This is a genomic window from Rhodococcus sp. FW305-130 (assembly GCF_058788335.1).
In genome coordinates, this window is the sequence record NZ_JBYTAP010000003.1 from 623,178 (window position 1) to 646,256 (window position 23,079).

Consider the following 23,079-nt stretch of genomic DNA (forward strand, 5'->3'; position numbering starts at 1 on the left):
TTCCGACGGCCGTGGCGCGCGTCCGGCGGAGGTCGGTTCGGGCATACTGAAAACCATGTGGTGGATGGTCGGGCTCATTGTTCTGGCCGCGCTGGTTTTGGCATCCGTTCTGGTCGGTTTCGTTTTCCGCCGCCCGATCGCCGAAGCCAAGTCGGCGGTGCTTGCCTTCGACGACGCCAGCTCTCAGCCCCAGCGCGACTGACCACCGTCGAGCGGAATTGTTGCTCCAGTCAGATACGCGGCATCCGGGCCGACCAGGAAAGCCACCGCGGTGCCGATGTCCGTTTCGCAGTCCCCGATCCTCCGTAGCGGAATCCCGGCAACAAAAGCGGCAGCCTCTTCCGGACGCGCATCTGCCCAACGCTGTAGCCCGGGCGAGGATGCATGAGGAGCAACCGCGTTGACTCGGATCCCGTCGACGCCCCATTCGCACGCTGCTGCGCGACTGAGGGCTCGGACGGATTCCTTCACGGCCGCGTATCCGCCGTAGCCGGCGGCGTCCCAACGGACGGCCACGGAACTGACCATGTTGATGATCGCCCCGCCGCCGCGTTCCTTCATGAACGGGTAGCAGGCTTGCATTGTTCGCAGCGTCGCGACGGGACCGGAAGTCAATCCGTCGGCAAGGCGCTCCGGAGTGAGGTCGAGGACGTTGCCGAGCGGGTTGAGGCTGGCGTTGTTGATCAGGATGTCGACGCCGCCGAACAGTTCCACGGTTCGCGCCACGGCAGCGGTGATGGAACCCGCGTCGGCGATATCCACGAGCACCGGTTCGGCACGGCCGCCGCGTTCGGTGATCTCGTTACATGTGACTACGAGTTTCGACTCAGTGCGGCCCGCCACCGCGACGGAAGCACCTTCCTTGGCAAGCGCAAACGCAACACCCTGGCCGACGCCTTGCCCTGCGCCAGTGATCAGGGCCACTTTTCCATCCAACTTGCCCACTGCTGTTCTCCTGCTCGTCATTCAACGGTTCCCGAAGCGTTGTCCGAATCGCGCATTGTTACTCGTGGGTTCCCGCTGGATGAGATGTGAGTTACGTCCCACTCGGTGGTGCCGCTTCAAATTTCGGCCGTCTTACGTATATTGTGAGCGCCGTTACACACCGGACGCGCGGAACGCGTACACACATTCCATGATGAGGAGTTAGACATGGGTTCTTCGGACGCAGACCTGGCATTGATCAAGCAGATCCAGCCGGTTATCACGGGTGTTGCTGGCCTGATCTCGGGCATCGGCGCAATCGTCGGACTGGGCGTTGCCCTGCAGTCCTTCAGCTGATTTTTCGCTGAGCTGATCCTCCGGCCCGTGGCCTGAAGGCATTGCCTTCGTGGACGCGGGCCGGAGGTTTATCTGCATCTGAATACCTGTGGCTTGCAGGCACATTCATTTTTGTGATAAGTCGATTGTCGCCGGAACATCCACACCTTCTTCGTGGACTTGGGGTCCGAAGTTCGGCAGCGGAGTGAAGTCGAGTGCCGCCTCCGAACCGCGGTAATGGCGGAAGTAGAAGAGGGATCGGTCGGGCCGCACCAGGCTGTCCGGTTCGCTTGTCTTCCATCCCCAGTGGACGTCCGCTCGCAGAATCTCCGACAGCCTCACGATGTTCTTGCAGCCGTGGCTTTGCAGTCCAAGGCATTTCAATTCCTCGACGTCTCGCAGTTGCCCGTCGCGCGTCCACCTGGATTCGTAAACCAGAGCATCGAGAACGACGCGGTGCGAACCCGCTTGAGTAACTCCGGCAAGTAGAACCTCCCAGTCCAATCCTGGTGCGTGCTCGAGGTATTCGTCGGCGTCGACGAATGCTGCCCATGCGACGGTGTCGCGGTATCGACTCACGTAATCGACGTACGCCTCTACCTGACCGTGCACGATCCGACCGTCCGCGTCGCGCGGTTGCCAGTCGACGATCGTCACCGGAAGGTCGTGCAGTTCTTTGCGGAATGCGACCTGAACTTCACTGTCCGACATCGATCGGGTGAAGGCGCCGTAAGAGTTGCCTCTCTTGTCCTCGCTGCGGCCGTGCCAACGGTTGAGGCTGAATGCGCTTGTCTTGCGGGTGGACCCGACGGAACCGGTGTTGTCGTAGAGAACAACCTCCCAGCCTTGCTCGATGTGGTGCAGGCACCAGTCTCTGATGAAGGGGAGATGTTCGCGGGGGAGCAGGACCGCAACCACGGCGCGGCGTCCGGTGTCAGAGCTGTTCGGGTGGTTCTTCGGGTCCGTGATCACCCGACACACGATAGTGCTCTGCGTGGAAGCGAGTTACTCGATATTGAACATGGAGATAGGTTGACACATCTATCAATTTGTCTCATAGTCGAGTCATGACAACATCTGTGTCACATTCGCCACGGTTTGTTCCTTCCACCGGGGAGTCCTGGCGTTCGCCCTGGGCCATGTACGACGCATTGCGAGAGAACGACCCGGTGCACAACGTGGTGCCGGAAGCCTCGCCGCAGGACGACTACTGGGTGCTCACCCGTCACGAAGACGTCTACAACGCCGCTCGTGATTACGAGACGTACTCGTCGGCAAAGGGATTGACCACCGTCTATGGTGAGCTCGAGCAGATCGGGATGCAGGACAATCCGCCGTTCGTGATGCAGGATCCGCCCGTGCAGTCGGAGTTCCGGCGCATGGTGTCGAAGGGATTCACTCCGCGTCAGGTCTCGGCGGTCGAGCCGATGGTCCGCGAATTCGTCGTCGAACGTATCGAAGCGTTGAAAGCGCGTGGCAGTGGCGATATCGTCGTCGAGCTATTCAAGCCGTTGCCGTCGATGGTTGTCGCACACTATCTGGGTGTGCCGGAATCGGACCGTGACCAGTTCGACGGCTGGACCGAGGCCATTGTCGCTGCCAATTCGGCAGGTGGCGTGGCCGCGGCAGCGACGACGGCGCAGGCCGCCACCGGTGAGTTGATGATGTACTTCGCTTCGCTGATCGAACGCCGCAAGGTCGAACCGGGTGACGACACGATTTCGCACCTACTCGCCGCTGGACTCGGTGAAGACGGCGACATGTCCGGCCTGCTGTCGATTCTGGGCTTCGCCTTCACCATGGTGGCCGGTGGAAACGACACCACGACAGGAATGCTGGGTGGTTCGGTGGCGATGCTGACCGAACGCCTCGACCAGCGTCAGATCCTGCTGGACGATCCCGCATTGATCACCGACGCGGTCGACGAATTGCTTCGACTCACCTCGCCGGTCCAAGGACTGGCACGCACCACGACTCGGGATGTGGCCTTGGGCGGCAAAGTGATTCCGGCAGGACGTAAGGTTTTGTTGATGTACGGTGCGGCCAATCGTGATCCCGAAAAGTACGGACCCGACGCGGCGGAGTTGGACGTCTTGCGTCGACCGCAGAAGATTCTCACCTTCAGTCATGGCGCCCACCACTGTCTGGGGGCGTCGGCAGCTCGGATGCAGGCTCGAGTTGCGTTGGAAGAGTTGCTCTCCCGGATTCCAGATTTCCATATCGACATCGAAGCGATGCAATACGCGCCGGGCAACTACGTGCGCCGTCCACTCACAGCGCCCATGTCGGTGGCCCGGCCGTGAGCAACGACTGGCTCGGCGAGGGGCGCGCCTTGGCGGCAGCCGAGAAGATCCTCGACAGTGCGGCACAACTGTTCGTCGAGAAAGGTGTCAACGCCGTCGGTATGGCGGAGATAGCCTCTGCTGCAGGATGTTCCCGGGCCACCCTGTATCGGTACTTCGAGAATCGGCAGGCCCTTCACATTGCATTCGTTCACCGCGAAGCGCGCAGGCTGGGAACTGCGATCGCGGAATCGGTAGCGACCATCGATGATCCGAGCGAGCGTCTCGAAACGGCGATGCTCACCGCAGTCTCCGCGGTGCGCAGCACTCCGACGTTGGCTGCATGGTTCACTCCGGGTGATGCGAGTCTTGCAGGTGAACTTGCCAATTCATCCGACGTCATCAACGGACTGGGCGTCGCGATGCTCGGTGAAATCGGAGCAGGCACAGCGTCACGAGCACGCTGGATCGTGCGAGTGATCCTCTCACTGCTCATGGTGCCGGGGGCGGACGAGAACGACGAGCGGACGTTGGTGCGTGAGTTCGTTGCTGCGCTGTTGAACGCTGGACGAACCACGTGATCATCCCTTCCGGGTGATGCGCGAGGACTACGTGGCGATCGAGGATGAACCGGTATCCAGACACAGGACACCGCGAGTTCCCGAGGAGCGTGAGAGAAGATGACTACACCATCCGAACTCGACCCCAAGCCAGCTACCGAAGCGACTCGCCTTGCGAATGCCCAGGTCCTCCGTGATCTTCCGTTCGATGACACATTCGACTTCGAACTGATTTCTCGAGGTCTGGTAGCGCCGCTCATCGACGGCGGGTTGGTCAAGGGTGACAAAGGACAGTTCATCTTCTCCTACGACGCCTACGGGTTCGCCGACGGCGAAGCGCCGGACACCGTCAACCCGAGTCTCTGGCGCCAAGCCACTTTGATGGGAAAGGGCGGCGGGCTCTTCAAGCTTGCCGATCGCCTCTACCAGGTGATCGGCCAGGACTTGTCGAACACGACGATCATCGAGGGCGATACCGGGTTGATCATCGGTGACACCCTGATGTCCGCGGAAACAGCCGCTCTTGCGCTGGAGTTGTACTACCAGCACCGCCCCAAGGTCCCGGTCAAGGCGATCATCTTCACACACTCCCACGGCGATCACTTCGGCGGAGTCAAAGGATTTGTCACCGACGAAGAGATCGAGTCCGGTGCCGTAAAAGTCTATGCACCAGACAGTTTCACGGAAGAGGCGATCTCCGAGAACGTGCTCGCCGGAACGGCGATGACGCGTCGCGGAATGTACATGTACGGATCATTCCTGCGTCCAGGCCCGCAGGGGCAGGTTTCCGGTGGTCTCGGACTGTCCACGTCGCACGGCACGTCGACGTTCGCGGTGCCGACCGACGTCATCACCGAACCGGTACACGAAGAAGTCATCGACGGCGTGCGAGTGACGTTCATGCTCGCGCCGGGCACCGAAGCGCCGTCCGAAATGTTGTTCTATCTACCCGATTTCAAGGCGCTCGGGTCGGCGGAGGACGTCACGCACACAATGCACAACCTGTACACGTTGCGCGGCGCCAAAACTCGCGACGCCAAGGCCTGGTCGCACTACGTTCGTCTGGCTATGGAACTTTTCCCCGACGTCGAAATCATTTTCGCGCAGCATCATTGGCCCACGTGGGGCAACGACAAGATCTTGAAGCTGATGTCGGATCAGGCAGACCTGTACAAGTATCTGCACGATCAGACGTTGCGTCTTGCCAACAAGGGACTGACACCGGTAGAGATTGCCGACCAGATCGAGGTACCCGACGCCATCGGAAAGCAGTGGTACAACCGCGGGTACTACGGCTCGCTCAGTCACAACGTCAAAGCGATCTACACCTTCTATCTCGGTTGGTTCGACGGCGTTCCCGCTCACCTCAATCCTCATCCGCCGGTGGAGAACGGCAAGCGCTACGTCGAAGCCGTCGGCGGACCCGATGCGCTTCTGACCAAGGGCAAGCAGGCGTTCGACGACGGCGACTACCGCTGGGCAGCGGAGCTGGTGAACCATCTGGTGTTCGCCGATCCGAGTAACCAGAAAGCGCGAGAGTTGTTGGCGGACACGTACGAACAACTCGGCTACCAAGCCGAGAACGGTACGTGGCGCAACTTCTACCTGGTCGGAGCGATGGAATTGCGGCATCCGCTGGCACCGATGCCGTCCAACAACCCCACCGGCCCGGCCGTTGTCGCCGTGATGCCGCTCGAGCAGATGCTGGACTTCTGGGCAGTTCGCCTCGACGGTCCCAAAGCTGCCGACGTCGACCTGTCGTTGCGATTCGTGTTGTCGGACACTGCGGACAACGTCCTGGTCACAGTGCGCAACGGCGTGCTGAACTACGACATGGACAAGGCAGATGCTTCGGCCGCCCTGACTCTGACCTTGACCCGTGCCGTGTTCAACGAGGTGTATCTGGGAACGACCTCGCTCACCGAATCCATCAAGGCCGGAACGGCAAAAGCGGTGGGAGATCAGTCTGAACTGGAGACGTTCATCTCGCTGCTGGAGGACTTCGATCTGTGGTTCGATATCGTCACGCCGTGACAGTCGCACCAGTCACGCCGTGACTGGTGCGACTGATCGGTGATCAGTGTTCGTGAATGATGACTCCGCGCATGATCTTTCCCGACTTCATGTCGTCGTAGCCCTGGTTGATGTCTTCGAGGCGGTACTCGGTGGTGACCATTTCGTCGAGCTTCAGCAGTCCGACTTCGTAGAGGTTCAGTAGTCGGGGGATGTCGGCGCGAGGATTGCATTCGCCGAACAGGCTTCCGCGGAGCTGTTTTTGGAACAGGGTCATTTCGGCGAGGTGCAACTGTGTGTCGGTGGCGCCCATCGGTGAGACTGCCGTCAAAACCACGCGGCCACCCTTGCGGATCAGTCCGACCATCGGCTGGATCATGTCGCCGCTCGCCACTCCGACGGTCAGGATCGCGACGTCAGCCATGACGCCCCAGGTCAATTCGTTGACCAGCGTCATGGCTTCGTCGATCGACGAAGCAAAATGTGTTGCTCCGAGAGTCTCGGCCATGGCTTTCTTGTCCGGCGAGATGTCGACTGCCACGATGTGCCTCGCGCCTGCGATTTTCGCTCCTTGGAGGGCACTTCCACCGATCCCGCCGATTCCGACGACGACCACGGAGTCGCCTGGCGAGACCTCTCCGGTGTTGACGGCAGATCCCCAACCGGTGGTGACTCCGCAACCGACGAGGCAGGCCTTCTCGAGGGGAATCCATTTGTTGATCTTCACGACCGACGCTTCCGGTACAACCGTGTAATTGCCGAAAGTGCCCAGAAGCGAGAAGGTTCCGACGTCGTGCCCGCGTGCTGCCGCGCGGTACGTTCCGTCGACCTGCGCGCCGGCCATCAGAATGGCGCCGAGGTCGCAGAGGTTGCTCTGTCCGACTGCGCACCAGCGGCAGCGTCCACACGAGGGAATGAACGAGAGGACGACGTGATCGCCCACCTCGACGTCTCGTACGCCGGGGCCGACTTTCTCCACTATGCCCGCACCTTCGTGGCCACCGATCACGGGGAGCGGGACTGCCAGATCACCGGTCACAGCATGATCATCGGAGTGGCACATGCCGCTGGCAACCACTTTGATCAGGACTTCACGTTCTTTCGGATCTGCGAGCTCGATCTCCTCGATACTCCACGGTGTGTTGTGATCCCACAGCACGGCTGCCTTCGCCTTCATCGACATTCCCTTCGAGCGTGCTTCGCGGCGCAGTGTCTTCTCGTCTGCTCCTGGACACATGTTGTCTCCCGTCGGGGGCCTCGGTCATGTATCTGCGCGCCACGGTCTGGTGTTTTCGCGCCGTTTCGCCCATTCATGAAGTGAATTTGCGATAACCTCAGGTATGGTCACCACCCGGTCTGGAGAGAAGACTGCCGACGGCGTTCCTGTCGGTATGGGAGGCCACTGGTGGGAATCTCGTCTGCGGGAGCAATTCATTCCCCTTGATGTGCAGGTATCCCGATCGATTCTCCGCGAGGGATTCGCCGCATCGGTCAAGCGACGCTCGCTGGACGACTTCGGTCTCGTCGACCTCAGCTGCGATCCGTGCACAGGAAAGCGAACCGCAACTCAGGTATCCGAAGCCACAGAAGACTGGGTCGTGCTGATCGCAATCCGGTCAGGACGCGAAGCGCTGACACGAGCAGGTGAGACGATTCTCGTGGGCGCTGGTGACGTAGTTCTGTGGGATACGCGCAATCAGGCCGAGTTCGAGGTGCTGGAGTCGATTCGTTCGATCAATTTGCTGATTCCTCGCTCGGCCCTGGCGGAAGTCTCCGGTCGAGCGTGGCCGGCTTTCGGCGGCGCGCTGGAACGGGACTCACCGTCGGTACGTTTGTTGGTTTCCTATCTGTCGATGCTGGCCGATTCGTTGGCCGAACTTCCTGAACCCGCGGTATCAGCGGCCAGAAATGCCACCCTCGAACTGTTCGACGGGGCGGTGAGCCAGACCATCGGAACTGAGGACGCTGTCGGTTCCGCCGCGCTGCGCTTGTCGATCGATGCCTGGATCGACGGGCACCTGTGTGATCCGTCGTTGTCGTTGACCTCTGTTGCCGCCGCCCACGCGGTCTCTGCCCGGACGGTCCAGCGAGTTTTCGGCCGATCCGGTGAGACGTTCAACGGGACGGTACGGGCGCGGCGGTTGGCCAGGGCACGCGAGGAATTGCGTCGCACGAACAGTTCGATCACCTCGATCGCCACCCGATGGTGTTTCTCCGACGCAAGCCACTTCTCGCGACTTTTCAAAGAACGGTTCGGGACTTCTCCGGCGGCCTTCCGCTCTCGGAAAATGCGGAGCTGACGTCGGGGCCTACTCGAATCGGGAAGGATCTCCCGCGCCGACGCGCACGATCTCGGGGGCACCGGACGAATAGTCGACCACCGTGGTGGGCTCGGTGCCGCAGTCACCCGAGTCGATGACGGCGTCGAGTTGGTGGTCGAGTTCTTCCTTGATCTGCCAGCCGTCCGTCATCGGCTCCTCGGCGCCGGGCAGGAGAAGGGTGCTGGAGAGGATCGGTTCACCCAACTCTTGCAAGAGCGCCCGCACTACCGGGTGGCTGGGGATACGCACTCCGACGGTTTTCTTCTTGGCGTGTGCCAGTCGACGCGGAACTTCCTTCGTGGCGGGAAGGATGAACGTGTACTGCCCAGGCGTAGCCGCTTTGACCGCCCGGAACGCCGAGTTGGTGACGTGGACGAAGTGCCCGAGCTGCGCGAAGTCGGCACAGACCAGCGTGAAGTGGTGATCCGACCGCAGGTGACGGATCTCGCGGATCCGATCGGTGCCCGAGTGATTGTCCATTCGGGCACCCAGGGCGTAGCAGGAGTCGGTGGGGTAGGCGATGACCGCGTCGTTGCGCAGCATTTCGACGATCTGGCTGATCGCGCGCGGCTGTGGGTTTTCCGGGTGAACGTCGAAATATCGGGCCATCAACCCAGCTTAGTTCAGCTTGCAGATCACGAATGCCGTTCACCGTTCAGACTGTGGTCGGCGAGCAATCCCGTCAGCTCTTCGGCGTAGGCGAGTTGCTTACGTAAGTGTGTGCAGCTTTCTTCCGCCCGGGTATGGCAGGCGGTGACGAATTCGGTTGCGGCGGTTCGTGTTGATCCGTCCGAAGCTTCGTCGCCGAGCACTGCCAGGGAATTGAGGAGTTGTTTCATTTCTTCGAGACTGAATCCGAGCGGCTTCATTCGTCGGATTACCAGTAGCCGTTGGACGTCCGCCTCGGTGTACAAGCGGAATCCTCCGGCGGTCCGCTCCGATGGAGTGACCAGACCGACCTCGTCGTAATGACGGATCGTCTTGATCGACAGTTCGGTGCGTTCGGCAACCTGCCCGATCTGCATGTTCTGTCCCTGGACCGCATGTTCCGGCTCAGACATCACTCCTACTTTCGTCGCGCTGGGCTTCCATACTCTCAGTGACCGTTACCCAGGCGTCCGGACAGGAGCAGATGGCGCTCGGCCGATGCGTCGTCGAGCCCCACGATCTCGACATTCTTGCCTCTGGCCGCGTACTTGGTGGTGATCGCGTCCAGTGTCGCCACGGTCGACGCGTCCCAGACATGAGACTCGGACAGATCGATGACAATGTTCTTCGGGTCGTCGACATAGTCGAACTGGTAGATCAGATCGTTGCTGGATGCGAAGAACAGCTCGCCTCGAACCGCATAGACACGGGTGTCCTCGTCCGGATGCGCGACGTCGATTACTTCGGTGAGATGCGCGACGCGGCGGGCGAAGATGACCATCGCGGTGATCACTCCGACGATCACGCCGTAGGCAAGATTGTGGGTCGCGACGGTGACCGCCACGGTGACCAGCATGACCACTGTCTCGCCGATCGGCATGCGGCGCAGGGTCTTCGGATTGATGCTGTGCCAGTCGAAAGTGCCGACCGAGACCATGATCATGACCGCTACCAATGCGGCCATGGGAATCAACGCCACGACATCGCCGAGGCCGACCACGAGTATCAGCAAGAACACGCCCGCCAGGAAAGTCGAGATTCGAGTGCGAGCGCCGGAGACCTTGACGTTGATCATGGTCTGGCCGATCATCGCGCACCCTCCCATGCCTCCGAAGAAGCCGGTGACGATGTTCGCGACGCCTTGGCCCCACCCTTCTCGGGTCTTGTTCGAGTGAGTATCCGTGACGTCGTCGACGAGCTTGGCCGTCATCAACGATTCGAGGAGGCCGACGAGCGCCATGGCCAATGCATACGGAGCAATGATCGACAGTGTGTGCATGTCCAGAGGGACGTCGGGGAACAGTAGCGTCGGCAGGCTCGACGGAAGCTCGCCTTCGTCGCCGACATTGGGGACGTTGAACGCGAAAATGACTGTGGCGCTGGTCAGTAACACGATCGCCACCAGTGGAGCCGGGACCGCGCTGGTCAGTTTCGGCAGGAATACGAGTATCAGGAGGGCGACGGCCAGAAGTGGGTAGACGAGCCACGGAACATCGATCAGGTGGGGGAGTTGGGCAATGAAGATCAAGATGGCCAGTGCATTGACGAATCCCACCATGACGCTGCGCGGGATGAAGCGCATCAGCTTGGCGACGCCGAGGAGGCTCAACACGATCTGGAGCAGGCCGGCCAGAAGGACTGTCGCAATCAGGTAGTCGATTCCGTACTCGCGCGTCAGTGGAGCGACGACCAGTGCGACGGCGCCGGTAGCTGCGGAGATCATTGCGGGTCGTCCGCCGACGACGGCGATGGTCACTGCCATCGTGAACGACGCGAACAGTCCTACCCGCGGATCGACGCCGGCGATGATCGAGAACGAGATCGCCTCGGGAATCAGTGCCAACGCCACGACCAGTCCGGCCAAAACTTCCGTTTTGAGACGGCGAGGTGACCGGAGCGCGGCCCGTACCGAATTGTCGTTGGTGGATGAAGCGATGGTTACTGCCATGAGATTCCGTCCTGACGAGGTTCTCATACTCTACCCTCCCGTAAGGGTAGAGTATGAACAGAGTGCTCACTACGGCGCGGATTTCTGTCGAATTATGTTACCCCGCAGTCAATCTCGAATCGCGAGATTGATCGAGAGGGACAAGGCTCGCGGTGACGGTCAGATGTGACGACCAGTAACCCTTACCAAGTATTTACCTACTGTGTGGTTTTTGTTTATTGAAAACGGGTCAACTCGGGCGCTGGCTCCGTTACAGTTCGGCGGCAAACGTCAATCAGGTTGTTCCGAGAGGACATCATGTCAAAACGCCTACTGAATGCTGCGCTCCTTACCGGCCTCCTTGCCGGTGGAACCGCTGTGGCCGTGATTCCGGCGACCGCGGCGCCCGTTGCAGAAACCACGTCGACAACGTTTCAGGTCACGTGCCGCGCAGTTCCGAGTGCGTTCTCCGGTCCTTCGTCAGACGGAAAGCCTGCTACGGTGCGAGTTTCGGCTCCTTCGGTCGTGGCGCCAGGTCAAGTCTTCGACATCGACGTGGATCCGGGTAGCGTCCAGATCCCGAACGATGTGAGCGGCGCAAGTGTCAAGAAGATCTCGCGCCTGAAGATCGATCTGCCGATTCCGACCAACGCGGAGTTCGTTTCTGCGACGGTCACCGATCCGGGCAATGTTATTGCCGGGAAACCTGCTTCGGTGATTCGTGTCAACGAAGACGGCACTCCCGCAGCGGACGGTCCGATACTCCGGTTGTCCGGCGCAAACGAAGCGATCGGCAACAGTCCGTCATCGTCGTCGGGTGCGCACGGCGGGCTTGCGATCAATGCTCAGTCCGGAGTCGAGACCAACATCGTCTTTCCGAAGATCAGAATCACCGTAAAGGCCGGGCCGTCCGGCGCAGTCGAAACCAATGTCCGGACTTCGGGTGCTGCAGGTACTTTCGGCGGGCCGGAGTCGTTTTTGACCTTCCTCCCTCAGGTAAGTCACTGGCTCGCGGGAACCATCTGGGCGCCCACATCCTGTTCTCCTCGCGACGGTGAGACTGGTCCCCTCAACGCCGGTGCCGGCGCATTGGCATCCACGAAAATCGACGGAGACCTCGGACCTGTTGATCCCGAGCCTGGAGCAGACATCGTGACGACGCTCGAAGGACCGACGACGGCCGCTACCGGTACCAAGGTGTCTTTTGCTTCTCGCGTCGATCCGGAAAACGCAACGGGAACAGTACAGTTCATGGTCGACGGCAAGCCCGTCGGTGACCCGCGGCCGGTGGTTCGCGGTATTGCCCGCCTGGATCTGACCTTCGGTAAGGCGGGTACCAAGTCCGTGACTGCAGTCTTCACAGCTACCGGCGACGAGGCGAAGTACACGTCGGCGGCACACATGCTCACGGTGACCGGGGATTCAACAGGCCCGGTCGATCCCGACCCGACCGATCCGGGCACTCCGGGTGGTCTCGGCAGCCTCGAGTCCGTTCTGCCGCAGCTGCCCACAGGTTCGCTCGGTGGCAAGTGATCACGGTCCTAATTCACCGAACACTCGATGACCGAGTCTTTTTGAAAGGCAACATATGAACTCCCGTTCTCTGGCTGTTTGCGCAGTCGTACCAGCTGTTGCGGCCGGACTCCTCGCTGTGTCCGCTCCGGTAGCAGCGGCTTCCGATACCGTGACGCGAACAGTTTCCTTCGAACACAAGTGCCGGGTCGACGGCGCCACCGATTGGGATTCGTCGTTCTCCGACAACCTGGAGGTCACGGCGCCCACGTCCGTGCGTCCGGGCGAACAGTTCACAGTGAAACTGCATCCGGGCACCATGCGTAGTTCGGATTCGGACACCGGTCGTATCAAGTACGACATCGCACTACCGCAAGGGGCAACCCTGGTTTCGTACTCCCTCGTCGGTGATTCGTCGTCCAACTTGACCGGCGAGACTGCGGTGCTGCTCCGGGTGGGCGCAGACGGAAACGCGAACCAGGCCGGTGAGTACCTGCGAATTACCGGTACCGGCAACAAGACAGTCAACGACGGTCCGAGCGCCAGCGACAACAAGCCCAAGGAAGGGCTGCAAGTCAAGGCCAACACGGACTTTCGTTTGCCGGCAGTCGAATTGAAACTCGAAGCTCGGTCCGACGAGGGAAATGCGACGACGCACCTGCGCGCCGGGGCGACGAGCCCGAGTATCAAGATCAAAGACACGAGCATGAGTTTCGGTGAGTCCCGCTGGGTCAATGCCGCTGGGTATTGTGTTGCTTCGGGCGAGGGACGCAGCGCCCTCTCGACTACCGAGGTCTTCGCGACCAACCAGACCGAGACGACGGTCGCTGTCGCACTGGAGGCACTGACGGGCGAAGACGTCAAGATTGCGGCGAGTATCGACCCGAACCCGGGTGAGGGCACGGTCGAGTTCTTCGACGGCGAGACGAAGATCGGTAGCGCCACAGTCGATTCCAATGGCCATGCAGAACTGGTCTGGCCGTTCCGCGAACAGGGCGAGCATCGCATCACCGCAAAGTTCTTGGGTACCAAGAAGTTCAGTTCTTCGGAATCTGCGGACAAGACCGTGACCGTCACTGTGCCCGGCGTCATCGTCGTCGAGCCGGTGGATCCGACGGAACCGGAAACTCCTGGTGGAACCGGAAGCCTCGGGGACATCTTCTCGAAGCTGCCGACGGGCTCACTCGGAGGCTGAGTCACCCAAACGGCAGGGGAGCGTCGACGTTTCGGCTCGAATACGGTTGTGTGATCGAATACTGGAATGACAGGTTCGAATCATGCCGAGAGCCGCAACGCCGGCGTTCCCTATTTTTCTCAATGGGAGTCTCCGTCACGGTAATCGGGCCAGAACCACAAAAGGTAGCTCACCAAAACTCGTGCCCTTTTACTACCGTTAGTTGAAGAACTGCGCGAACCGCGGGTTCTTACATCAACAAGCCTTCGAACTCGCCGCTGCGGTTCAGGTATGAACAAGGTAGGGAAAATGCGCAAGGTTAGTTTGCTCGCGTCCGCTGCAGCAGTAGCTGTCGGTGTGGCAATGATCGGGACGTCTGCGGCCTCAGCAGCGCCGGGAACGATTCCCGGTCATGGGCTGTTCGACGTGCCGTGGGAGGTGTTGCCGGGAACCTACACGACGTCTGGACCCGTATCAGCTGATATGCCGTGCATATACGGTCGGGCAAAAGTCGACGGCGACGGTGAATTGAATGTCCTCGAGTTCGAAAGCACCCTCGAACCGGCGACAGTCACCATTCTCTTGACGGATTCTCGCTTCACCACCGCGTATTGCGCTGATTGGAAGAGAGTGTCGTCAGTCGGATCGTTGGATCTGGGATCGCTTTTCGGGTCCTAGACGTCTCCACTCTATGTCGAGATGGACCTCTGGACGTGACCACGGCCCTCTGCCATCTCGATTGAACGCTCGGCTCGCGGATGCGCTCGTTCGTCTCGAGTTTTCGACCACTCGTCGCAGGAGTCCATGACCAGGGACTTTAGCCCTCAGTAATTACCTACCAATCGGTATATTCTGCGAAGGTACGGACTTCGTGAACCGATGTGAGTTGGCTCCGGGGGACGTGCCGGCCTCGCAGGACCGCCCGCAAAGTCAGCCCGGTGAGGCCACCAGAGTTCGCGCATTTCGACAGATTGCCGCTGGGTCCGTCCGCTACGAGGGGAGCGGACGGACCTGACAGCACGAGAGAGTGCCATGCCTGAACGTGGTCAAAGCAGAGTGGACGCGGGGATCATTGCCGTCGTCGCAGTCATAACCGGTGTGTTCGTCGCACTGACCGGCCACGGTCTGGTTGCAGCGCTGGCCACCGTGTTGGGCCTCGCGCTCGGGATGGCGATTGTGCGGTATCTGATCAAAGGTCGCTGATCAGAGTCCTCTGATCAAAGGTCGCTGATCAGAGTCCTCTGATCAAATGTCGCTGATCACCGCAAGAGTTCAGCAGGTCGCGAGAATGTCTGCGATGGTGTCGTGTTCGGCTTGGGTGACCCACAAACCGTATGCCGCTTTTACTTCCACTTGAGCAGTCACGTACTGGCAGCGGTAGGCCTTGTTGGGCGGCAGCCACGACGCCGCGTCGGAATCCGACTTCTTCTGGTTGGTGGGCCCGTCGACAGCGCGCAGGTTTCGAGGGTCGTTGGCCAGATTGGTTCGCGTTTGCGTGTCGAGTTGCTGTGCGCCCTTCTGCCAGGCGTCCGAGAGTGCGACAACATGGTCGATCTGGACTGCAGAAGACGTGTCCTGGCCGCGGGTGAAGGCGATGGTCTTGTTCGTGTACGGGTCACGGAGCGTACCGGTTTGGACCGAGCAGCTTTTGGAGCCGTCTTTGAATGTCAGGTCGGTGAGGTCACGCCGCAGGATGTCGTTTCGGGTATCGCAGCCGTTGTGGCCGAACTCGACGGTGACGTCGTCGGTCCAGGCGGTACCGAACAGTGCGCGGTCGTATCCGGTCTTGGGTGCGCGTCCCTTGATGGGGATCTGTGCCAGCAGTTCAATTGCGGCGGACGACGGAGCCGAAGTTCCGGCCGTAACCGTCGTCGTGACGCCGGATCCGATTCCCGAACCGAGAGAAGATGTTTCGGGTGCGTCGGCGTTGGAATTGGCGCAACCTCCCAGCACGATCACGGCAGCAATGCCGATGGTGACGCCGGTGATGCCGCGCCTGTGATGTGCCGTGCGTGCCATGTGTGAGAGTCCATTTCTGCGAGAGATGAACTACAAGTATGTCATTCACGACATTTCGGGCTGAACCGGCACTGTCTGTCAGTCCGGTCGAAGTAGCCATCGCGTCACCGGAACCGACACGAGAACTCGCGGACCTTCACGAGTTTCGTCTGCGGCATCCCAGCCGTCGTACTTCTCGCCGAAAAGTCTCAGGAGATCGCCGAACTCGCCGACATCGTGATGAATTGTCCCGAACCCCTGTGCGACCCATGGGTCGCGAGAGGATCCGTCGACTGCCAACGAGACCCGAGGATCGTCCAGCAGGTTCCGAACCTTCCGATTCTGCTCGGCGCTCGGTATCCAGAATGTGTTCTGACGCAGTAAGAACCAAACCGGAGTCGTGTGCGGCGAGCCGTCGCTTCGAAGGGTGGTCAACCACACGCAAGGAGTATCCGCGATAGTCACTGTCTCAGTATCGGTGCCGGCGCGACGTTCACCAATCGACGATGCGGAACGAACAATGCCCGGTCCTCGCCGTTGGCGAGGACCGGGCATTGCCGGGAAGGGAGTGGAAGCGTCAGATCTCGATCTTGGGTGTCTGTTCGCCCAGCTTGTGGCGGGCCAGTGCCAGGTTCGCACGCGCGCGGTCCAAAACCAGGTACACGAACAGCGTTGACAGTCCGGGGGTCTCGAGGACACGAATGAGGTGGTACTGGTTACTCAGGGTGATCAGAATGTCTTCGAGAGTGTCGGTAATCCCCAAGTTACTCATCGTGCGGAGCTTTGCTCGCACAACCTCGGAGTTTCCGGCGCCGGCGTACTCGAGGCTGAATGACGGGTTGCCGCTCATGCCGAGAACCATCCCGCTGTCGGCGTCGACTACGGCTGCACCGCTGGCACCGTCGATGCGCATCAATTCGCCGAGGATCTTGTCGATGTTGCTCATTGCTTCTCCTTGGTAGGGCAGAGTCGCGCGGGGCGACTCCAGGTGATGCTTCGGTGATGAAGTCATCGGTACATTTCGAGGTGGAATCGTTGGTTGCGGTGTCGGGACTGGGCTGGGCGGCAACTGTTCAGCTTGTGAGATTTGTGGGCTCGTTCCGTTCGGTGCAGATGAGCGGCCATTCGACGACTCGAATTCGTCGATGCGGTCTGCGGGCAGCCAGCCGTCCCCGGGGGGTGCGCTGAGCGGCCATCTCGTATCCGTCTCGAAGTCCGGCACCGGCGTCTGAAGTTGCGGATACACCGGCGCGGTAAGCGGCCGCTTGTACGGAACCGGCTGACCGCCCGCGTCGGAGACGTTCGCGAACCAGGCGGCATACCCGGGGTCGCTGCGATCGAGGTTCTGCCCGCGATCGTCGTCTTCCTCCCGGGAGCCTCGTCGACGAAAAAGTCCCACTCGTTCCAGCCCCTTAAAGACGAACTATTTCCGATCAGAGCGTTCCGGATGAACGCGGCAGACCGGACAATCCCACCCATAGTTACTTTGCAGTTAAGTCACCGTAGCATGGGTTCGCAGACGGGGCATATGGTCCAATCCTGTAGGCGGGCCGACGAGGCAGTCGGATTCGACAGGTTGCCCGGACGATTCTCGCCGGTCGACGATGCCGGTCCGTTCGTGCGCCAGACGCCCTCTGGCATCCTTGAAGGATGAAGAAAACGATCACCGGGTTCATCGGTGCCTGCTCGCTGGTGGCGCTGGTTGCCTGCGGTTCTGACGGAGACAAGCCGACCGAGGTCGGAACACTCACTTCCTCCGTTTCGGCGACCACCACTGCGTCACCGACGACGTCATCCGAGGCTCCGGCGACATCGTCGGAATCGACTACCGAGGCACCGTCGGTCGACTCGAGCGTCCCGGCTGAGGTCCCGTCGGACCCGAATGTGAGTTCGGCACTGCCACGGACCTACGCGCAGGCGTGCTCCGACGTTCTCCGGTACCTCGACGCATACCAGCCGGCAATTGACGAGTCGGGCGAGGAAATGGGCATGACGCGTGAATCATTGGCAAACGACATGCTGACCTCCATCCAGGCTTATCCCGAGTGGTCGAGCTTGTCTGCCGACGAGCAGGCTGAGGTCACTCGCGGATTCGCCGCAGCGACCGCGGGAAGTTGCTGACCTACTTTCAGAACAACGATTCCTGAATCGCCACGCCAGGGGACTCGAACTCGCCGACGGTGATGGTTCGACCGACCAGTCCGGACACATCCGCGACGAAGCGTGGCGATTCAGGATCGGGGTCGATCCGCAGCGAGGCGATCGAACCGGCAAGGCCCTCCAAGTACAAGGAATGTTCCCCGGACTCGAAAGTGTGCGGATACGCGATCAACGGTGCCGCATCGAAGACAACGTCGGCGCACGCCGGCGCCGTCCATTCTTCGGGAGCCTCCAGGATCTCGATTCCGTCGATGTCCGATCCGATGTCATTCAGCTCGTCTTTGATCGATGACACGAAGTGGTGCAACGACTTTCGCAGTTTCTCGCGATCCAAGGGTCCTGTCAGCGCTTCGATCTTCCGAGACGTACGTATGGCCTGGCTCAAGTGGAAGTGCTCCGAAACTCGGGCTTCGAGGGAACGAATGCTGTAACCGTCCGTCGACCGCGCTACGAACAATGCGCAGACCGCTCCCTGTTCGGCGACTCGCGGATGCTTGCGGAACTCGGCCGCCGTCCCCACCTTCATCTGACCGCCGGCGAAGATGTCGATGTAGAGCCATTGTGGTTGCGTGAGATAGGTGCGCACGTTCGGATGAATGTGCGCGCCGCTGACATGTGCCTGATGAACGGTGGTGAATCCCTCACGATTTCGGCACCGATCGCACTGGCGCCCGGTAACGACCGTGGCCCCGCGGTCACACGGCGAGTGTCCTCGACCTTCTGCGGTGAGATCTCGCCAGCCGAGGCAGCGGCGGCCCTTCTTCTCGTCGACGGAGAATCGCAGAACCGAGTCGTGAGTGTAGAAGGTCGTAGCGGAAGTGGTGTCGTCGACGCATCGGATCCGCGGTGCTGTCGGGTTCGACCATTCGATTCCGCGAACGAGCAGGGTCATTGAAGTGTCGATTCCTTCTGTAGTTCACAGGTCGACACCCATGCTAGTCAGTGCAGATGCGGTTCAGTGCAGTGGTTGCGCCCCACGTTGTCCGAGCATCAGTGTCATCAGCCCGGATTCCTGACTCTGGGAATTGATCATGTCGCGGGCCGACTGTTTCACCGGTCCGCGCTCGAGCAGAGCATCGGCGGCCTGCGCCATAGCGATCCCGCCACGGTGGTGGCGTTCCATCAGTTGAAGGAACACAACCTCGGCGTCGAACCCGCGAGCGCTACTCAGTTTCTCGAGTTCTTCGGTCGTAGCCATACCCGGCATGGAGGCGGCCTCGGTGTCCAGCGTTGCCGGGTGATGATGAGAGTCGCCAGCGCCGCTCGGTGACGCCTCCATCCACGCCATCGGCGTTCTACTGTTCGGCGGGACACCGGCCAACCTCAGCCAACCGAGCATGACACCGATTTCCGTTCTCTGAACATCGTCGATCTGCTGGGCCAGTCTCGTAACCGCCGGGTCCACATCGGGACTCAGACGCGCGAGAATGAAGAGGGCCTGTTGATGGTGGGCCGCCATGTCATGCACGAATCCGATTTCGGTTTCGCTCAGAACAGCTGTCTGCGTGTGGTTCTCGGGTGCGAACAGCGGACGTAATGCTGCGCCGAGTACGAGCAGCATCAGTGCCGCAGCCACGAGTGCGACGGCTTTGACCGATCGCGGCGCCGTCATGATCCCACGGTCGTCTTCTGGTCAGCGGGTGGTGTGTAGACACCGTTTTCGAGTTGCATGGCAACAAAGCCGTTGTCGGCGCACGTCGCCCACAACGTGGTACCGCGCCATTCGGGTGGGGAGAAGCACCAATCGGTCGAGATGTCGCCGAGAGCGAGCATGCCCGATCGCGAACTCAGCGCTTGGCCGGGGTCGAACTGGCCCTGCGCGATCGACTGCGCGATTGCCGGCGTGCTGAGAATGGGTACCCCGATGAGCGAGGCGAGAGCGTGCGGCGAGTTGGCGAGTTCGACATTGTCGCCGGTCCGAGCGGGTGGGTTGAAGTACGCAATTTCGTGGACGTCGAAGGGATCTCGAACATCGAAGACCCGAATCCCGCTCGAGATCCATCCGCATGCCAGCGCCGTCGGGTCGACCGGGCGATCGGCCGAACAGTAGTGAGATTCGTACGCGAACAGCGATCCGCCGGCAGCAGACGCCAGCGCAGCATCTTGATTCTCCGGCAGATTGATCTCGAGCTTCACCGAATTGACGACCGCCGGTTCGTCGTCATTGGAGACGTCGATCAATTTCACTCCGCCGGAACCACCTTCGTCGACGGTGAACAGGTACGGCGAACCGTCGTAGGTGACCGGAATGCTGTGTTGGGTGGCCCAACCGTCGGTCCACGAGAGCTGGGACAGTTGGCGCACCCGAGGATTCGGGACGCGGCGCTGAACCTCACTGATGTCGAGAACATGTATTCCGCCGAGATTATTCGACAAGTACATGCGATTTCCGTCTGGAGTGATTCCGAAGCCGTGGGTCGACAACCCGATGAGGTCCTGCCAGACGACACGCGGGTTGGCGGGATCGGTGAGATCGACGGCGCTCACCACGCCGGGAGCGGTGCCGGAAGACCAGTAGGTGTTCCCGTCCGGTGAAAATCCACCCTCGTGATTGGTGATGGGCAGCAGCATCCCCAGATCGGTTCCTGGTCCTGGGTTGAGCAGTTTCGGGTGCGCGCAATCGGAGATGTCGTAGACCGACATCAGGCCGACGCCGGTCAAGAGCGGAACGCCCGTGCCCACCAGCAGCTTTCGCGCGGTGTTGACCTTGAGACTCTCCCACGTTCCGGCCAGCATCGCAGGTTCGGTCAGCGTGGCGGTGAGAGCAGGATTGGCAGGATCCGACACGTCGAGAACTTGCACGCCCTGCGCGGGGCCCAGGAGGTTCCCGGGGAAGAAGCTGCCGACGTACGAGCAGTGTTCGAAGTTGGTGGACGTGATCCCGCCGCCGCGACCCGAGTAACCGCCGATCTGAGACATGTTGCAGCTGTACCCGTCTCGGCTGCGTCCGCTGTTTCGGTCCTCGGCCGGAACATCGCCCTGCAACCCGGTCTCGGGCATCGAGCCCGGGCCGCATTCGGCGCGGCTTGCAGCGTTGGAAGCGACACCCGGGTTCTCGTGGATCGAGCCCGGGGCAGTGGCGGGCTCAGCAGAAGCGACGCACACCGGAAGGACGGTGATCAAGGTGACGAGCGCGATGGCAGATCTGGTTCTGATGGTCGTGAACGATTTCATCGAGTCCAACTCCCGGTGCGGGATTGCCTTTCGTATCTCACGGGCAGACGTACCTCAAGGACAGGCAGCACGGAGGGCAGGCGCGTGTTCGAGCGCTCACGACGATCGGGTCGGGGTGTGAACCGGTGTCGGGCCGCAACCAACCGGACAATGCTGTCCGGTTGGTATCGTAGTGTGCGTGACATCGTCTGGCCGCGTCAATAGCGGATCTCTCAACAGAGGGCCGAGAGATGCGGCGCGCAATCGTGCTGCACTCATTGCAGCAGCTCGCGAGGTGTTCGCCACCCAGGGATTTGCTGCTCCGCTCAGCCTGATCGCCCGCACGGCCGGCGTCGGCCAGGGCAGCCTCTACCGGCACTTTCCCACTCGTGAAAGTCTCGCACTCGCGGTGTTCGACGAGAACATCGTCGAGCTGCACGATCTGGCGGCTGATCCGGATTCGACTCTCGACGATCTTTTTCGTTTGTTGGTCGACCAGATCACTACCTCCATCGTGTTCGTGGAGGTCATCAAGCCGGTCTCCTTCGGCGACTCGCGACTGAATTCGGCCGGCGCCCGTTTGACCGATCTCCTCGAAGGGCGCCTCGACGAGGCGCGTCGAACTGGGAAGATACGAGAGTCCGTGACTGCCGAGGACGTGATCCTGGCGATCGCCATGTTCGCCGCGATCATGGAACGGACTGCCGAGAGCTCGCGGAAAGAAGTTGCGCACTCGGCCTGGAACCTTCTTGTGCAGGGACTGGCCGGGCCGGCAGCGGCGGGCTGAGTCGCGTTCGCCTCGCGTCTCGAGGTGATCGCCTAGGCTCGTGGCATGGCTATTGTCTGGACAGTTCCTCGCGCTATCGGCTCCACCCTGCTCGTTGCTCCGTTGATCAAGGAGTTCCTTGTCGAGGGTGACGGCACCCTCGATGCAAAACTGACTGCGGTCGGTACGGTCTCTGCATCTCTCGAGAAGCAAGTCGGCCGCACGTTCACCTCGATCAGCGCTGCTTCGGCGGCAATCTTTTCCGGTGCTGCCGGTTCCACCAGCGTGCCCGACGCACTCCGTCTGGCCGTGATGCGCACTCTGTCCACCGAGGTGGTCGTCAGGAAGCCGGCTCCGCAGCCGTTCACCGAAAAGGTTGGGAAGAGACTGGGGCAGTATGTCTTTGCCCTGCGTGACCCGCGCAACGATCAGGTGTTCCATGTCGGGCACGGCACGGGAAATCAAGTGTTCGCGCCGGTATTCGAAGCGCTCGGTGAACTTGCGAATCTCGAAGGAGCGGACGGCCCAGCCGAGTCGAATGCTGCTGTGACAGCAGCCAAGATCGCCCGCATCCGTGAAATCTACGACGCGGGTTCGGCGGTGGAGCACTTCGTTCTTCTCCGCTCGGTCGCTGCCGCCACGGATTCGGCCGCCACTACCGACGAGGTCGTCCGCGGCATCGTGGAAGCCTTGCGAATCACCGACGCGGGCGAGGGCCTGACCAACCTCGCGGGCGATACATCGGACAAGGACGCCCGTGCGACCCGCGTCGAGGAACTCGCGTTGCGCTACTCGGCCGATCCCGCGCCGGAACTCCCGACGCCGAGCATCGTCCTCCACGTGCCGGCCTCCGCTCGTCCGGGAGCAACGCCGGAAGAGATCTACGAACTCGCGCGCGCCGAGTGGTCTGCCGGTGCAGCTGTTCGTGCCGAGATCGGAATCCCCGTTCTGGTGTTTGCCGACAGCATCATTCGTGGTGCATTCCGCGCTCAGTCATGGGAGGTGTCCACTCGCAATGCCGACGGAAGCCAACTGTGGCGGTTCAACGGAACCGTCGACGACGAGCTCGCTGCCAAGTACGTCGGAACCGAGGTCACCCCGCACAACGTCGGCCTGAAGAAGTGGCCCGTCAGCGGTTGGGTCACGAGGTTGACTACCGCTCGTCCGGGGGCGGTTTTGCCGGGACCTCGTAAGTCCAAGTAACGCAACAACTTCAGGTAGAAGGCATTGTGGGGGGGGGGGGGGGGGGGGGGCGCCCCCCCCCCCCCCCCACAGGGGTCAGTCTCGCTTCTCCAACGCGAGGTC

24 protein-coding genes and 1 pseudogene are annotated in these 23,079 nt (G+C 61.1%); 13 read left to right on the forward strand and 12 right to left on the reverse strand.

Features of this window, described 5'->3' with window-relative positions; genetic code table 11:
• Positions 1-64 precede the first annotated feature (64 nt).
• On the forward strand, positions 65-202 hold the full coding sequence (locus AC3WQS_RS12820; RefSeq protein ID WP_003945592.1) for a hypothetical protein: 138 nt from the start codon (positions 65-67) through the stop codon (positions 200-202).
• Here AC3WQS_RS12820 and AC3WQS_RS12825 read toward each other — a convergent pair.
• Positions 184-945 (reverse strand): SDR family NAD(P)-dependent oxidoreductase, encoded by a 762-nt coding sequence (locus AC3WQS_RS12825; RefSeq protein WP_020723638.1) that lies wholly within the window; start codon positions 943-945, stop codon positions 184-186. The two genes, AC3WQS_RS12820 and AC3WQS_RS12825, sit on opposite strands and share 19 nt — an antisense overlap.
• Positions 946-1,152: 207 nt before the next feature.
• Here AC3WQS_RS12825 and AC3WQS_RS12830 point away from each other — a divergent pair, with 207 nt between their 5' ends.
• A complete protein-coding gene (locus AC3WQS_RS12830) occupies positions 1,153-1,281 on the forward strand; it encodes a hypothetical protein (protein WP_007734598.1) in 129 nt (42 codons plus the stop codon).
• Between the two features lie 105 nt (positions 1,282-1,386).
• Here the strand turns inward: AC3WQS_RS12830 and AC3WQS_RS12835 are convergent, their stop codons facing one another.
• Complete coding sequence (locus AC3WQS_RS12835) at positions 1,387-2,232, reverse strand: glycosyltransferase family 92 protein (RefSeq protein ID WP_030534626.1); 846 nt, start codon at positions 2,230-2,232, stop codon at positions 1,387-1,389.
• A 95-nt stretch (positions 2,233-2,327) separates the two neighbouring features.
• Here AC3WQS_RS12835 and AC3WQS_RS12840 point away from each other — a divergent pair, with 95 nt between their 5' ends.
• The 3 genes from AC3WQS_RS12840 (at position 2,328) to AC3WQS_RS12850 (ending at position 6,136) form a co-directional block, all read left to right on the forward strand.
• Positions 2,328-3,563: a cytochrome P450 gene (locus tag AC3WQS_RS12840; protein ID WP_020906447.1), complete on the forward strand. Its 1,236-nt coding sequence runs from the start codon at positions 2,328-2,330 to the stop codon at positions 3,561-3,563.
• Positions 3,560-4,123: a TetR/AcrR family transcriptional regulator gene (locus tag AC3WQS_RS12845; RefSeq protein WP_019747163.1), complete on the forward strand. Its 564-nt coding sequence runs from the start codon at positions 3,560-3,562 to the stop codon at positions 4,121-4,123. Before AC3WQS_RS12840 ends, AC3WQS_RS12845 begins: the two co-directional genes overlap by 4 nt.
• Before the next feature lie 99 nt (positions 4,124-4,222).
• Complete coding sequence (locus AC3WQS_RS12850) at positions 4,223-6,136, forward strand: alkyl/aryl-sulfatase (RefSeq protein WP_492712656.1); 1,914 nt, start codon at positions 4,223-4,225, stop codon at positions 6,134-6,136.
• Positions 6,137-6,179: 43 nt separating this feature from the next.
• On the opposite strand, the gene AC3WQS_RS12855 is transcribed toward AC3WQS_RS12850, so the two are convergent.
• On the reverse strand, positions 6,180-7,292 hold the full coding sequence (locus AC3WQS_RS12855; RefSeq protein WP_492712687.1) for an NDMA-dependent alcohol dehydrogenase: 1,113 nt from the start codon (positions 7,290-7,292) through the stop codon (positions 6,180-6,182).
• A 163-nt stretch (positions 7,293-7,455) separates the two neighbouring features.
• Between AC3WQS_RS12855 and AC3WQS_RS12860 the strand changes: the two genes are divergently transcribed.
• Complete coding sequence (locus AC3WQS_RS12860) at positions 7,456-8,415, forward strand: helix-turn-helix domain-containing protein (RefSeq protein ID WP_492712655.1); 960 nt, start codon at positions 7,456-7,458, stop codon at positions 8,413-8,415.
• Positions 8,416-8,424: 9 nt separating this feature from the next.
• Here AC3WQS_RS12860 and AC3WQS_RS12865 read toward each other — a convergent pair whose 3' ends face one another.
• Genes AC3WQS_RS12865 through AC3WQS_RS12875 form a run of 3 tightly spaced genes read right to left on the reverse strand, consistent with a single transcriptional unit; the run spans position 8,425 to position 11,032 of the window.
• On the reverse strand, positions 8,425-9,045 hold the full coding sequence (locus AC3WQS_RS12865; RefSeq protein WP_019747165.1) for an L-threonylcarbamoyladenylate synthase: 621 nt from the start codon (positions 9,043-9,045) through the stop codon (positions 8,425-8,427).
• Between the two features lie 26 nt (positions 9,046-9,071).
• Positions 9,072-9,497: a MerR family transcriptional regulator gene (locus AC3WQS_RS12870; protein ID WP_492712654.1), complete on the reverse strand. Its 426-nt coding sequence runs from the start codon at positions 9,495-9,497 to the stop codon at positions 9,072-9,074.
• 35 nt (positions 9,498-9,532) lie between these two features.
• A complete protein-coding gene (locus AC3WQS_RS12875; protein WP_492712653.1) occupies positions 9,533-11,032 on the reverse strand; it encodes a SulP family inorganic anion transporter in 1,500 nt (499 codons plus the stop codon).
• Positions 11,033-11,329: 297 nt separating this feature from the next.
• Between AC3WQS_RS12875 and AC3WQS_RS12880 the strand changes: the two genes are divergently transcribed.
• From AC3WQS_RS12880 to AC3WQS_RS12895, 4 genes are all read left to right on the forward strand, one after another.
• Positions 11,330-12,544 carry an Ig-like domain-containing protein gene (locus tag AC3WQS_RS12880; RefSeq protein WP_069147073.1) on the forward strand — a complete coding sequence of 405 codons (1,215 nt, stop codon included), beginning with the start codon at positions 11,330-11,332 and terminating at the stop codon, positions 12,542-12,544.
• Positions 12,545-12,599: 55 nt separating this feature from the next.
• Complete coding sequence (locus AC3WQS_RS12885) at positions 12,600-13,718, forward strand: Ig-like domain-containing protein (protein WP_492712652.1); 1,119 nt, start codon at positions 12,600-12,602, stop codon at positions 13,716-13,718.
• A gap of 288 nt (positions 13,719-14,006) precedes the next feature.
• Entirely contained in the window at positions 14,007-14,375 is a 369-nt protein-coding gene (locus AC3WQS_RS12890; RefSeq protein ID WP_029537646.1) for an Rv1352/Rv1906c domain-containing protein, read from the forward strand.
• Between the two features lie 354 nt (positions 14,376-14,729).
• Complete coding sequence (locus tag AC3WQS_RS12895; protein ID WP_020906453.1) at positions 14,730-14,900, forward strand: hypothetical protein; 171 nt, start codon at positions 14,730-14,732, stop codon at positions 14,898-14,900.
• Positions 14,901-14,972: 72 nt separating this feature from the next.
• Here AC3WQS_RS12895 and AC3WQS_RS12900 read toward each other — a convergent pair.
• The 3 genes and pseudogenes from AC3WQS_RS12900 to AC3WQS_RS12910 form a co-directional block, all read right to left on the reverse strand.
• Positions 14,973-15,716: pseudogene (locus AC3WQS_RS12900) on the reverse strand (HNH endonuclease family protein); the annotation flags it as partial.
• 78 nt (positions 15,717-15,794) lie between these two features.
• Complete coding sequence (locus AC3WQS_RS12905; RefSeq protein WP_024487548.1) at positions 15,795-16,250, reverse strand: pyridoxamine 5'-phosphate oxidase family protein; 456 nt, start codon at positions 16,248-16,250, stop codon at positions 15,795-15,797.
• Positions 16,251-16,272: 22 nt separating this feature from the next.
• Positions 16,273-16,641: a roadblock/LC7 domain-containing protein gene (locus AC3WQS_RS12910; protein WP_020906454.1), complete on the reverse strand. Its 369-nt coding sequence runs from the start codon at positions 16,639-16,641 to the stop codon at positions 16,273-16,275.
• A 704-nt stretch (positions 16,642-17,345) separates the two neighbouring features.
• Here AC3WQS_RS12910 and AC3WQS_RS12915 point away from each other — a divergent pair.
• Positions 17,346-17,816, forward strand: coding sequence for a hypothetical protein (locus AC3WQS_RS12915; protein WP_020906455.1), 471 nt, complete (start codon positions 17,346-17,348; stop codon positions 17,814-17,816).
• Between the two features lie 7 nt (positions 17,817-17,823).
• On the opposite strand, the gene AC3WQS_RS12920 is transcribed toward AC3WQS_RS12915, so the two are convergent.
• From AC3WQS_RS12920 to AC3WQS_RS12930, 3 genes are all read right to left on the reverse strand, one after another.
• Entirely contained in the window at positions 17,824-18,747 is a 924-nt protein-coding gene (locus tag AC3WQS_RS12920; protein WP_020968631.1) for a DUF2797 domain-containing protein, read from the reverse strand.
• A gap of 63 nt (positions 18,748-18,810) precedes the next feature.
• A complete protein-coding gene (locus AC3WQS_RS12925; RefSeq protein ID WP_020906457.1) occupies positions 18,811-19,467 on the reverse strand; it encodes a DUF305 domain-containing protein in 657 nt (218 codons plus the stop codon).
• Entirely contained in the window at positions 19,464-21,029 is a 1,566-nt protein-coding gene (locus tag AC3WQS_RS12930; protein WP_021343092.1) for an LVIVD repeat-containing protein, read from the reverse strand. Before AC3WQS_RS12930 ends, AC3WQS_RS12925 begins: the two co-directional genes overlap by 4 nt.
• A gap of 178 nt (positions 21,030-21,207) precedes the next feature.
• Here AC3WQS_RS12930 and AC3WQS_RS12935 point away from each other — a divergent pair, with 178 nt between their 5' ends.
• Positions 21,208-21,795, forward strand: a complete 588-nt coding sequence (locus tag AC3WQS_RS12935; protein WP_232816787.1) for a TetR family transcriptional regulator — start codon at positions 21,208-21,210, stop codon at positions 21,793-21,795.
• 45 nt (positions 21,796-21,840) lie between these two features.
• Complete coding sequence (locus AC3WQS_RS12940) at positions 21,841-22,977, forward strand: GIY-YIG nuclease family protein (RefSeq protein ID WP_060938318.1); 1,137 nt, start codon at positions 21,841-21,843, stop codon at positions 22,975-22,977.
• The last annotated feature ends 102 nt before the right edge of the window (positions 22,978-23,079 follow it).